This is a genomic window from Pseudomonas sp. S3_E10, from assembly GCF_054667615.1.
Map to the genome: position 1 here is coordinate 678639 of NZ_CP162743.1, position 13173 is coordinate 691811.

Annotated in this window: 9 protein-coding genes; 2 read left to right on the forward strand and 7 right to left on the reverse strand. The window is 57.4% G+C overall.

Annotated features, from left to right (window positions below; translation table 11 throughout):
- Window positions 1–60 precede the first annotated feature (60 nt).
- The 7 genes from AB4N98_RS02760 to AB4N98_RS02790 form a co-directional block, all read right to left on the reverse strand.
- Window positions 61–1599, reverse strand: a complete 1539-nt coding sequence (locus tag AB4N98_RS02760) for a glycosyltransferase family 4 protein (RefSeq protein WP_017526945.1) — start codon at window positions 1597–1599, stop codon at window positions 61–63.
- Window positions 1599–4232: a glycosyltransferase gene (locus tag AB4N98_RS02765; RefSeq protein WP_065878628.1), complete on the reverse strand. Its 2634-nt coding sequence runs from the start codon at window positions 4230–4232 to the stop codon at window positions 1599–1601. Before AB4N98_RS02765 ends, AB4N98_RS02760 begins: the two co-directional genes overlap by 1 nt.
- Complete coding sequence (locus AB4N98_RS02770) at window positions 4225–5610, reverse strand: ABC transporter ATP-binding protein (protein ID WP_460149213.1); 1386 nt, start codon at window positions 5608–5610, stop codon at window positions 4225–4227. The genes AB4N98_RS02765 and AB4N98_RS02770 overlap by 8 nt, the downstream gene beginning before the upstream one ends.
- Window positions 5600–6418, reverse strand: a complete 819-nt coding sequence (locus tag AB4N98_RS02775; protein ID WP_017526942.1) for an ABC transporter permease — start codon at window positions 6416–6418, stop codon at window positions 5600–5602. The genes AB4N98_RS02770 and AB4N98_RS02775 overlap by 11 nt, the downstream gene beginning before the upstream one ends.
- A gap of 415 nt (window positions 6419–6833) precedes the next feature.
- Window positions 6834–7856, reverse strand: a complete 1023-nt coding sequence (locus AB4N98_RS02780; RefSeq protein ID WP_017526940.1) for a glycosyltransferase family 2 protein — start codon at window positions 7854–7856, stop codon at window positions 6834–6836.
- Between the two features lie 353 nt (window positions 7857–8209).
- Window positions 8210–9316, reverse strand: coding sequence for a nickel/cobalt efflux protein RcnA (locus AB4N98_RS02785; RefSeq protein WP_017526939.1), 1107 nt, complete (start codon window positions 9314–9316; stop codon window positions 8210–8212).
- Between the two features lie 6 nt (window positions 9317–9322).
- Complete coding sequence (locus AB4N98_RS02790) at window positions 9323–9616, reverse strand: metal-sensing transcriptional repressor (RefSeq protein ID WP_460149214.1); 294 nt, start codon at window positions 9614–9616, stop codon at window positions 9323–9325.
- A gap of 193 nt (window positions 9617–9809) precedes the next feature.
- Between AB4N98_RS02790 and AB4N98_RS02795 the strand changes: the two genes are divergently transcribed.
- The gene (locus AB4N98_RS02795) at window positions 9810–10250 is read left to right on the forward strand and encodes a hypothetical protein (protein ID WP_065878629.1); all 441 of its coding nucleotides are present in this window, start codon (window positions 9810–9812) and stop codon (window positions 10248–10250) included.
- Between the two features lie 31 nt (window positions 10251–10281).
- Window positions 10282–13170 (forward strand): DUF4132 domain-containing protein, encoded by a 2889-nt coding sequence (locus tag AB4N98_RS02800; RefSeq protein ID WP_065878631.1) that lies wholly within the window; start codon window positions 10282–10284, stop codon window positions 13168–13170.
- Window positions 13171–13173 lie beyond the last annotated feature (3 nt).

Genomic DNA, 13173 nt, shown 5'->3' on the forward strand with positions numbered 1-13173 from the left:
TAAACCGGGCGCCGACCAGATCATTCAACGGTTCAACAAGCCAATCAGCGAGCGACGTGGCTAATACGCAAGCCCACGAAATGCTTCCCTGACTCTTGCCTGGAAATTGGCACGCGCGAAGCGCTCGATGGACTTTTGCGCTCGTTCACCGATTTGCGCCAGCATTTCAGGCGAAGCGTTAACCAACATCCCCATTTGAGTCGCCAGCATTTCGTAAGTCGAATAACGAAACCCGAGATCCTCACTGGCGACGATTTCCCGCTGGCCGGCCGCGTCGAATACTACCGGAACACAGGCACAAGCCATAGCCTCGCAGGTGGTCATGCCAAAGTGCTCGAAGCGCTCCGGAAATTGTTCGACGCGCTCTCCCCAGCCAGCACCGTGCCAATATATCGACGCCTTGCGATAGTAGGTCAGCAGATCAGCAAAAGGCAGGTCGGGAAGAATATCAATGGGGTGGCCCGCGCACAGTTCCGTGAGGCGATCAAAGTAATCAAGATGCATCTGGTGCTCACGATGCCGAGAGCCAACAAATACCAGGCGCCAGCCGTCTGGAATGACGCCTTCCTGCCGCAGGCGAATAAATGCGCTCGCGATCTCGTGGTGCTTCTTGTTATGGCCCCCGGCAAAAAAACGCCCGACGGTAAGAATGATTTTTTCTTTTGCAGGCGGACCGTCGAGGCCAAAGAGTTTAGTGTCGATCGGCGGCTGCAATTCGGTGGAGGGCAATTGCCAGCGCCGATCAATCCACTCCGACGTGAAATTCGATATGGATATGATCCGGTCATAAGCTCGCAGCGCATCACGCGGACTGTGTCGTTTAAGAGCCCCTTCACTTCCCCATTTGAGCGAGCGCGTGTCGATACAAGCGCCCAACTGTCGAGAGTCGGATGAAAGCGCCAGTTCGCTCATCACGACCGGCTTGCAAAAAATCGAAAGAAGACGGCTATGGCGCTTATCATTCGGCTTGCAGGGCACGTGCAGGATATTGCCTTCCATGTGCCAAGGCAGCTCTTCGCCATCCAGTCGAATCATTTCAATACCGTTGTAGGCCTCTGGCCACAGAGGAATCCTGACAGGGCGGGACTGTGCGCCAGCCACCATCAAAATAGCCTCGGCACTGATCCAGGCACGCCCATCAGGCTCAACGTCATACACCCCGGCAACTGGCGTAATGACGTCACCTCGCCGACGGCCGATACGCAGTAAGTCTCTCTTGCTGCCGCGCACAAGTTCGCGAACCCATTGCACGGCTCGCCCACGCATCGACGACAAGGCATCGACACGATGTGGAAAATAACAAATCAATGCCGACTTCTTCGCGCGCGGCATCAGCGATGATGAGTAAGTGCTGTTGACGAATAAATCGTAATGCGAAGAACGGGGCGACAATCGCTCGCATGGCTCGTTCGGCCATTCCCGCATGGTGCATCGGGACAGATCCAAGTGAAGCCTTGACTCCAGACGGCTCCAGTCCACAGGTTCAATCGATATCAACTCAACTTCGTGATCTCTGGACAATATTTCAGCTACCGAACCCGTGTAGTTTTCGCCGCCACCAAACGTATTCCAGTATCGATTGTAAATGCCGATTTTCATTAGCGATCCTTTCGCATTAGTACCCGCAGACGCTTCCCTAAAATAGCGGGAAGCATCAACGTCGCTTTCAGAAGTGCCTTGAACTCGATTTGCTGAGGCGTCATCTCATTCAATGACCTTCCGCGCCACGACAATAAGCCGAGACGTCTATTAACTCGAACTGCCCGCACAAGCACACGGATAAACCGAGCGGTTTGTACCACCAAGTGGCTCGCCCCGGCATTTTTAAAAACGTTAAGCCAGTAATTACGCGTCACGTGGTAGCGAAAAACCGGCGACCATTCACCACTGCTTCCCGCATGAATGTGACGAACCACCGAACGGGGCTCATACAGAAGCTTCCAGCCCGCCTTGCGAATGCGCCAGGAAAGATCGGCATCTTCGTAATACATGAAGAAGCGCTCGTCGAATCCGCCATGGTCGATAAACAGCTTGCGGGGTATCAGCACACTGCAACCGCAAAAAGCCTCCAGCTCCCGAGGCTGATCAAATTGCCCGGCATCGGGCTGATTGATCCCGATATCCGCAGCATTCCCTCGGCCATCAAGGGCGCTGCCCGCATTGTTGACAACCCACTCGGCGTTATTTGCCACATCGGCGGGGACATCGAACTGGAACTGCGCGAACCCTTCATGCACGAGACAAGTGCCGAGCGAATGCCCGTCGCATTCAACTTCCAGGCAAACGCCTTCAGGCCGCCCAATGGCAGTCGCTACGACACTCAGCGTCAGTGGCCCGCCCAGTTGCGCCTCTCCTACAGGTAGCATCAACTCGGCCGTCTCGCCGGTCCAACGCACGACCCGGCCCTCGGGCCAGCGCTCCTCGTGATAAAAACCCTGGCCGACGATAGGCTTTATGTAGGCAACGCCCACAAATGCAGTTTCCGATAGATCGACTGCCACCCCCAGCATCCGCCCATCGTCACCGCCTGGCGATTGAGTCGGCGCACGCAGCTTGATCTTCAGGAACCGTTTGAAATAAACAATTTTAGGAGATACGGCACCCACCTTCTCTCCCGCTGCGGTGCCTTGCGTCCAAGTAGCCACGAGCCCTTCAAGCCACGTGTCGGAAACCACCGTATCGTTGTTGATCAACGCCAACAACGGAGAAGTGGCGGCACTCACGCCCAGATTGTTACCGCCTGCAAACCCGAGGTTGACTTCGCTACGCACGACCTTGACCGAGGGAAACTCCTCACGCAGAAACTCTACAGAGCCGTCATGAGAGGCGTTGTCGACCACAATAATTTCTGCAGGCAGATAGGTCTGGCGCAGGAGGCTCGCGATCAGCTCGCGCAAGAACGCTTTACCGTTGTAGTTGACCGTTACCACGCTGACGTTGGGCGAAATCCGCTTCATCATTTCGGTACGCCGCGCCTCGACGTAGGCAAAATGTTCTTGTCGCGCCGACCAGACTTTATCCTTGTCCTGAAGGATCAGATCCCGCTCATGTGAAATTCGCTGAACCTCTGCGACATGTTCCGTTGCTACCTGCCCGAGGCGCTCGGACCATATCCGATCCTTTTCCGTCAGCATTACATCGCGCTCGTGCGCCAACCGCTGAATCTGCGCGACATGATCAATTTCTATCTGCTCGACACGCTCCGCTAGCGTCTCATCCTTGGCGATCACAATTTGCTGGGCCAGCGCGGCATGATCAGCCACCACCTGCTCGACCCGGGCCGCCCAGATACGGTCCTTCTCCTGCAACTGTTCATCACATTCGGCGACACGCCGCTCCAGCCTTACGGCCAGCCCCTTGCTGTCGCGCAGCGACGAGGTCAGTCGGTCGACAATACTCTGGCTCAACGGCCCCAAGGCATTCAGCAGCACTTCTGTATCAAGTACCGAGACGATCGAATAGATTTCGAGGGCATCCAAACTGATGCGCCCCTTCTCCACCCACGTCGTAACGTCCAGCGCCACTACCGTGGCGGACGAAAGGTGAGCTTCGTCGATATTGCGCGAGCAACTCAAGCCGACATAGAGCAGCTCACCCACTACGCAGATACCCCGCGTATACCCGTCCAGGACTGCGGCGCGTACAAGCTTGCCGTCCGACGAGTACTCACGGATTTCCTTGGTCTCGGAGTTCGCAAGCAACAGGTTGTTGCCGTAAGGAACCAGGCTGTGGGGTTGCGACAGGCCCTCGATATATTTTTGCCCAGAGAACAAATCCTGAACAAACCCGGCGCCCTGGGTGTTGCCTTTATATCCACGGGTTGTTTCAGACATTCCGAAGGCGGAAAAGACGATGGTGTCTTTCCAGCGGGCCAAGCAGTTCAGGTGCCAGGAGTCGGGCTGCTCAGAAAACGTCCAGCGCTGCGTCTCGATGCCTGCCTCGTTGAAGCAGACAACTTCGTTTCCGGTGGTGCCAACGACGTAGCACAGCTCGCCATCAAACAGGACGTCATGCACGTCATCGACCAACTTCGCGTCACCTGTCAGCGACCAATTGCGATGGCCTGTCAACGACAACCCGGCGGGCTGAAGCCCCAGCAGAACGGAAGCCCCGCTGACATCAAGGCCGGTGCAACCCGCAGAGTCCAGACGGTTTGCCTTCCCCCCATGAACCAAGAAAAGTCCACCGTCATTCGGGCACGAAACCAGCAAACCATCAAACAAGCTATGCATTCATTTCCACCGAACATTCAAAGCCAAAATCGATCAGTTCCGTTGCTCGATTATCGACGACAGGCAATACACGGAAGGCGACCACATCAACCTTGCGATGCAGCACCATTTCTTCTTTCGAATCATCGCAACCGAACACACCCGCATTCAGGAAAAACACGCCGGGGTTCAAATGACATTTAAAGGAGTACTCGACCGATATCCGGGTGCCCGGCTCGACCACTAAAATCGCGTCGGTGGACCTCGAGGCAGATAATCCACCGCCCAAGGGCATTCCGCTGGATGACCTGATCGACATCCCAAAACGGACATTGGTCACAAGCTGGTCGAAGGATACGTCGTAACGGAAAAGGTAGGTGCGCCCCCGCACCAGCCCATTTACCTGGACGCCTTCAGGGGTAAAGATCCGCGTATCGCCGATCGTCGCCCCACGGGATTCGAACACGATCGTACTCTGGGGTACGAACTCAGGATCAAAGGACTCTTGATCGGCGTCGGCGCTCTCGCTGACGCAAGCGCTGCCCGTCACGACCGGCGCGTCACCTTCCTGCTCGGCGCCGATCGGATCATGGCGATTGGCACGCATTGCCTCACGAAGCTCTTCTCGCGTAGCCGCCGGCGCATAAAGGAGTTTTTGGTAGCTACCGACAATACGTTTCGGCTCTCCGACCGCGAGCAGCTCCCCAGAGTCCAACAAGATAGCGCGGTCACATAAGCCCACGACTGTTGATGCGGAGTGAGAAACGAATAGAATCGTCGCCCCCGAGCTTCGTATGGTTTCTATGCGTGAGAAACATTTGCGCTGAAACAACTCGTCGCCAACCGACAGCGCCTCGTCAACGATAAGAATGTCCGGGTCAACGTTGATGGCTACCGCAAACGCCAACCGTACGATCATTCCGCTTGAATAGCTTCTGATCGGTTGCTCGATAAACGTCCCGATTTCGGCAAAAGCCGCGATATCGTCAAAGCGCTGATCGGTTTCCTCTTTGCTGAGGCCCAATATCGCCGCGTTCAGATAGACGTTCTCACGCCCGGTAAACTCCGGATTGAAACCCGCCCCCAACTCCAGTAACGCGGCAACTCGCCCCTGGGTTTGAATGCTGCCGTCAGTCGGGTTGAGCGTGCCGCAGATCATTTGCAGGAGCGTCGACTTGCCACTGCCATTACGGCCGACTATTCCGACGGTTTCTCCTTTTTTTACCTCAAAATTCACCCCTCTGAGCGCCCAGAACTCTCGATAATACTGGCGCGAACGCATACCGAGCGTGCGCTGTACGGGAGGGAGCACAAACTGCCTGAGCCGGTCGCGAGGCTGGTCGTAGATGTGGTAGCACTTGCTAAGGTTCTCGACCTTAATGGCAACTTCAGAGGACATCAGCAAACCCCTTGCGTGTTTTCTGGAACCAGGCAAAGCCCAACCAGGCAACAAGGCAGGTAGCCGCCAAATAGGCCGCCAAGAGGGCAAAGTCCGGCGACGCTCCGAAGTAAAGTACCGCCCTGGCCTGCTCGATGACGGTAGTGAGCGGATTGAGGTAGAGCAGATAGCGATAGGTTTGCGGCAGTGCCGTGACTGGATAAAAAATCGGACTTAAAAACATCAGCGACATCGTGACCACGCCAATGAGCTGCGAGACATCCCGCAGATACACGCCAAGCGATGCCAGCGCCCAACTCAGCCCCATGATCAACAACGCCAGCGGTAGCAGGATGAGCGGTAGATAAAGCACGGTCAGGTGAGGCGGCCCGATCAGGATCACATAGGCCAGCAACCACACCACCAAGCTGACGCCCATGTGAAACAGCGCCGACAGCAGCGTGACGAAGGGCAGGATTTCCAGCGGAAACACCACTTTCTTGACGTAGTTGACGTTGGAAAGAATAAGGCCCGGCGCGCGATTTATGCACTCGGAGAACAGGTTGAAGACCATCAACCCGGCAAACAACACCAAGGCAAATTCAGCTTTTGAATCACTGCCGCTGCTCCATCGGGCCTTGAACACCACGCTGAAAACAAAGGTGTACACAACTAGCATGAACACGGGATTGAAGAACGACCAGAGCAACCCCAAGGCCGACCCGCGGTACCGCCCGAGCACTTCTCGCTTGGCTGAAGCCCAGATAAGTTGTCGGTAGCGCCATAAGTTGACCAGCATTGCCGTAGGACCCGCAGAATGCACTTGCATCAGGCTATGTACTCCCTGATCGTTACAGGCACATTGCCATCATTCGACATCTCCGTAAAAAAAATCGCGGGGCTTTTTTGACCGCTTAAAAAGATGCTGCCGTTGTGTTTCATGCTGATCCTTAACCTAATAATCTTGCATCATTCAGGGCTATGGCGTTCCCAGCGAAGCTCGCCGCAGAGCTTACCAGCAGCAAACACAAAGCTGTTGGACGCCATGCCGGCTTGTTGCAGAAAATGGGAATACTTTGCCGCGGCACAGTGCCGCTCGATTTCAGGAGTAAGGTTTTCGCCAATGATGCATCTGGCAGAGGTCTCACCACGAGCCTGGCTGGCATGCCCACGCAAAGCGCTGCCGCAGGTTAATCGAGCAGCAAATGGCTTTCCGTGAAGACACTACTCATGATTGCCATTGATTAAATTTTCCCGAAGACGGCTGCCGTGATAAGCCCGATATTTCCGAGCAACGTTTGACGGTAAATACCCGTGCGTTTCAGACAAATCAAACGTGGGATCAAACTCATTTTGCGGGCTGCCATAAAGCGGTGAAGTATTTTCCGGTTTTCGGGAGTGAGTCGATGCTCGAGTGCGCTCAAGATGACAATATTGCTATCACCCCACTGTTTAAAACGCCCCTGAAACAACATGCGAATACGCTTGAAGCGAGACATCCAGCCAGAGTTGGTGCCCACCAGGTTACAACCATGTTGACGGTAACGCAGAGTCGGCTCGGGGTCGTAAAAAACCTGGCCACCACAGCCCGTCACTAACATATATGCCCACCAGTCATGGGTGACGACCGGTCTGTGTTCCCCGGCCTCACGCAGGAGCTGCCTGGCACAGTTATTGAACACCATGGTGTTACCACCACCGATGTTTTGCATCAGCGCATTGGCGAAACTGGGAGGTTTGGAAAAGAGTGGCGAAAAGCCGATTTCATGGTTGTCGGCATCAACCAACCGGGTGCGGGAGCAATATAAGCCAGGTACATCTGCGGGTAAGGTTTGCAACCACTGCACTGAGCGGGCCAGCTTATCCGCCTCCCAAATATCGTCCTGATCGGAATAGGCGTAAAAATCCGCTTGGATGGTGTCATTACACGTCAGCGAGACAAAGTTGGCGGCAAAGCCCTCCGCCGGCCCAGAGAACACATGCAACGAACCTTCAGGCCACTTTTGCTGGTACGCCGCAAGAATCCCTCGCGTGTCATCCTTTGAACCGTCATCGGAGGCCCAAACGCTCCAATTGGAGTGAGATTGGGTCTCGAAAGAAGCCAATTGCTCAGCCAGATAGCGTTGCCCCTGGTAGGTACAGAGCAAAATAGCAACTGTGGGCAAAGCTGTGCGCGCACCCGTCCTGGAATCCAAGTCGGAATTAGGTTGCTCACCTGAAGGGTTTGAGTCGCAGTTCAATTGATCTGCCAAATTAAACTGAAGCATCCATTTATCCGCCTTAGCCGCTTGATTTCATACCGACAATGCACCTTCCGTGGCCCTTTAAACCCATCAAAGTCCAACACTTACCCCCCAATACGAAAAGGCGCATGAGCTTACCTTTACATATACGGTCAGGCAACTGCGCACTTTCCCACCCGCTCCAAAGCAGCGTCCCATGTCAAACGCCGCTCTTCTCGCAGCCTAAGCCGCTGTAATACGAGGAAATACTTTATGCAGACACCGCCCGATCAAATAAGTTGCGCATGGTTTCCGGTGTTTGTGCGATGAGAGTAGACGCACGCCGCAATGGGGCGCCGGCGCGGTCCGCGCCGGCCTCTCATCACCTGCGCGCCGCATCAAGCATTCAACCCGATCCAGCCATGAAAGCCCACGTACAAGCCAACACCGATGATCAACGCACTGGACAAGTATGGCGCCCGGCGAGCCACGGTACCCAACCATGGCCAACGGCTGGAAGCCTGCCTGGCACCCACCGCCGCCGCAGCGCCGACCGTAACCAAGGTGAGCGCCAATCCGATGCTGAAACACAGGACCAGCATGCCCCCCAGGGCAACCTCTTTAACCTGCAGACACAGCAACAGCACGGTGATGGCTGCCGGGCAAGGAATCAGGCCGCCCGTCAGGCCGAACATGACGATCTGGCCGGTCGTGACTTCGCGGCGGGTGAAGCGCTTGCGGATATCGTTGGCATGGGCACGTTCATGCGCATCCTGATAGCCATCAGTCGACAGCTCCAGTCCGGCATGCGCATGGTCATGCTCCTGGTATTCCAAATCGTAGTCGTGGGAGTGGCCCGCATGCCCAAGACTCAAGCGTGCGCTGAACTCATGAGGCTCCGGGACATCGATGGCAGACTCCAGGTAGCCGTCGCGCTCTACGAAAGAGAACGATTGCCTGGCGCCGTCCGGACGGGTTGTCATCAGGCGAACATCGGCGGCGCCCCACGCATGGCCGGTCAACGTTGTCAGGCGCCAGCGCGGCGGAACGCCGTCTTCGAAGATCGCCAATTCAACACGGCCATGGCCAGTATCGATCCGGTGGGTCTCATCATGAGGGTCATGGGAATGACCAGCGCCCTGCTCGGACATAAACATCCGCTCACCACGCCAGGTGCGCCACAGCATCCAAAGCGCAATCCCGATGATCAGTGCCGCAGACGCAAGCTGGAAGTAAGGTTCGGTGGTTTGCGCGTCCAGCCCCTTGCCCAGGTACATGCCACCGATGGCGACCAACCAGACCACGGCCGTGTGCGACAACGTCGCGGCCAGCCCCAGTAAAACCGCCTGTTTGACCGAGCCACGGATGGCCACGATGAACGCGGCCATCATGGTTTTCGAATGGCCCGGCTCCAGGCCGTGCAGCGCCCCCAGCAAAATAGCGCTGGGGAAATACAACCAGGCGTTAGCCCCGCCTTGTTGCAGCAGTTCAGCAAAATTAGGCATGTCGGCTCAAAGGTACTTAGTGATTTGTTTGAACGCTTCCAACGGACCGCGCTCGCCGGTGCCCAGCGCCGAAACGGTATCTTCCAGGCAATGATCGATGTGGTCCTGGATCAACGTGCGCTTGGCCTGGCACACCGCTTTTTCCACCGCGTGCATCTGCTGGGCGATGTCCACGCATTCACGACCTTCTTCGATCATGGTGATGATGCTGCGTAGATGGCCGTCCGCGCGCTTCAGGCGCTTGATGATCGCCTCATGACTTTGATGGGTATGTGGGTGGCTGTGTTCGTGCTCACTCATGACTTGACCCTCGGGAATCAGTGAATTGCGCCGGCATCCTATCCCCCCTGGGGGGATATGGTCAAACCGATCATCGTTGACCTGGCAGGTTTCTATCGCTGCTCCCGATCGCGCCGCGCGATGACGTTTATTGCCGACCGGGCTATGCTGATGCGCCATCCGCCCGGCTGGCCTGGCTTGCAAGGAATGCGTCATGGAGTTCGTGGTTCATAGCTATTGCCTGAAAGGCGCACGCCAGGAGCTTTTGCTGCCGCCTGTCACCCTGATACCGGCCTCCCTGACCTTGACCGTCGCCGAGCTTATTCGCCTGACCGTTACCGAACAGATTGCCGCGCTGTCGGTGCAGCACTGGCTGGAACACCTGTCGGTGCGCGAAGTGCTCGACCGCCAATACCTGAGCGAGCACGATATTCGCCAGCAAGCCGGTGCCGGCGCGATTGCGATGCCTCAGGCCAGCGCGCCTGCGCAGTTGGATGTCGGTGTTGAGGTCGAGCGCGCCTTGAAAGGGTTTGAAACCCGTGCGTTTCGCGTTCTGCATAACGGCGTCATGCTGCAACGGCTTGATGAGTCGATCCAATTGGGCCCACCTTCCACCCTCGCATTTATCCGTCTGGTGCCGCTGATTGGCGGTTGATCCTCGTCGCTCACTTTCTCGGATACCCATCATGCACTCACGCCGCCCTGCGCCCGACCAAGCCACCCGCCTCGCTGCGCTGCGAGCATTTTGTGACAGAGCGCTGGATGACTATCCCGAACTCAGCCGATATGACGAATTCGAACTGGACTTCTGGGACGGCATCGACTTCCTGCGCATCGCCGATGACTGGGTCAGGCACCAGCCCAAGGATGGGCCCAAAGCCCTGGCTGATGGTTTTGTGTTCCCTACCGTCTGGGACGACCTGGAGGATCGCCGCGATCAACAGCGCTATGGCCTGCAATATCGAGTCTGTGATGCGTGGGTCACGGCGCATCCGGACGCCTACGCGCTGGAGCAGATCTGCGCGCGACTGCGGCACATGCTGCAATTTGCCTTCGAAGACAGCGACTACCCACTGCCCACTGACGAAGACGGCCCCGCCTATTACCGCAGGCGCCCGGACCAGGCCTGGGCCTTTCCTGACGTTCAAGCTTGCATCAACCGCCTGAGCAACTACCCGCCAACCGCAGCCTGGCAGGCGTTCGCCGAATGGTTGCTGGACGGCGACTGGAACCGCGAGCAGCCCCCTTCAACGCCAGACGAGGAGCCTACGAAAGTCGCCGACGCGTATCCCTACGTGCACCAGGAAATCGAGCGCATCGCGCTGGGCCTGCTCGAAGCCGGCCGCCTCGATTACCCGCGCTTCGTGCGGGCGGCCACTACCTGGGGGCGCGCCATGATGTTCTACACAGACGACACCGGGCTGGACAGCGATGATGTGGACATGGATCGGTACGCCGATGACGTGCTCGACGATGACGAATCATCCCACAGCGATGCCCCCACTACGCGAGCACCCGCAGCCAGCCATCCTGAGCTGGCACGCTTCACCGTTCGCTATATCGAGGACGCCTTGGCTGGGTTGCCCGATAACGCCCAGAAGCTGGCCGACACGTTCCGTTCGGTTGAGGTGTATCAGGCCCGCTGGCTGCTGCAGGCCCTGGCGGTCGTCGAACGACTGCGCATGACGCCGGAGGATTTTTTCGAGCGTTGGGCCGATACCGCCGCAGTGCTCGAGCGCTTCCTGTTGCTTCAGGCATTGCCCAAGCCCTCGTCGGCGGAGCTGCTCGCGGCACTCGGCGGGTTTTCAAGAAACAGCCTGCTGACCGCCCTGCCCTATGCCGGGCAAGCCAGCCGAGTGGTACTCGACGCTCTCGGCTGGAGTGACCTGCAAGCCTTCCAGCGTGAATACCTGAGCATTGCCCTGGCACCTCAGTCCGACTGGGGCACCGACCTGCCCAATACGCTAGATGAAACCGTGGGCGTGGTGGACCGTTACCTGCTGGACAAGGCGCTGGCCGAAGCCGACCCAAACCACCTGCGCGAGTACCTCGCGGCACTCGCCCCCTCGCCCTGGGCGTTTCCCGAGACGCGAATACTGCTCGACGCCTACCAGGGCATCGGCCGAGCGGCGCTGGAAAAGAAGTTGACCCGCCACGCACAGGCGGCAATGCGCATCTACGGCGTGCTGCCCGTCACGGAGGCGGACGATGTACGCCAACGCTATCTGACATTCAAGAAACTGCATAAAGACGTGCGTAAATACGGCGCCGAACGGCAGGCCAACTCCCATGCGGCGATACAGGCTGGCCTGGAAAACCTCGCACGCGTCGCCGGTTACCCCTCGGCAATCCGCCTGGAATGGGCCATGGAAGCGCAGATCGCCGAAGCCGCCGTAACGGCCGCCCACATCGATGGCTACGACATCACCCTGCTTATTGACGGTTTGTCGCCCACGCTGCACATCGGCAAAGCCGGAAAAACGCTGAAAACCGCACCGCCTGCGATTCGCAAACACACCGCCTTCATCGCGCTCAAGATGCAGCAAACCGGGCTCAAGGAGCAGATCGCGCGCTTGTGCCGCACCCTCGAAGCGATGATGAGCAGCGGCGAAACCCTGGCGCTCGAAGACCTCAAACCCCTGTTGAACATGCCGGCGGTTCGCCTGCTGATGGAACAACTGATCGTGCAGGCCGACGACACTGTGCTGGGCTGGCTCGATAGCACAACGCTGACGGTGACTGACCTTGAGGGCCGCCAACATCTCGCGAAAAAGAACCTGCGTATTGCTCACCCTTTCCATCTGTTCACCGCAGGCCAACTCTCGGCCTGGCAAAAAGAAGTGATCACCCATCGCCGCGTGCAGCCGTTCAAACAGGCCTTTCGCGAGTTGTACTTGTTGACGCCTGCCGAGCGAGACAGCGGCCTGTGGACCCACCGTTTTGCCGGCCATCGCCTCAAAAGCAAAGTCGCCGCCCGGCTGCTGCAGGTCCGTAACTGGTCGACCTCAAGCGTCGAAGACATCTATTACGAGAGCAAGGAGCACGGCATTTACGCCCTGTTCAACTTTTTGGACACGGGCCATTACCTCTCGGAAACCGAGCACGTCACCTTCGACACGATCGCGTTCTACCGCGACCATAAAGCTATCCCCCTTGAGCAAGTGCCGCCGCTGTTGTTCTCGGAAGTCATGCGTGACGCCGACCTGCTGGTCTCCGTGGCCCACGCCGCAGACGACTACAGCAGCAGCAACGAAACCCTGCAACGCCGCGCCGAACTGGTCGGCGAATTGATTCAGGGGCTAGGGTTGAGAAACGTTAAATGCGCAGGGCATTTTCTGTACATCACCGGGCAGCGCGCGAACTATCGCATTCATCTGGGCAGCGCAGCCATCCATATCGAGCCCGGCAATTACCTGTGCATCGTGCCCGTCGGCAGCGGCGTCAAGGAGTTCTACCTGCCGTTTGCCGACACCGATCAGAAAATGGCCGAGGTGCTGAGCAAGATGTTTCTGTTACTGGACGACATGAACATCACCGACAGCCTGATACTGGAGCAGATACAACGCCGCGAGTGAGTC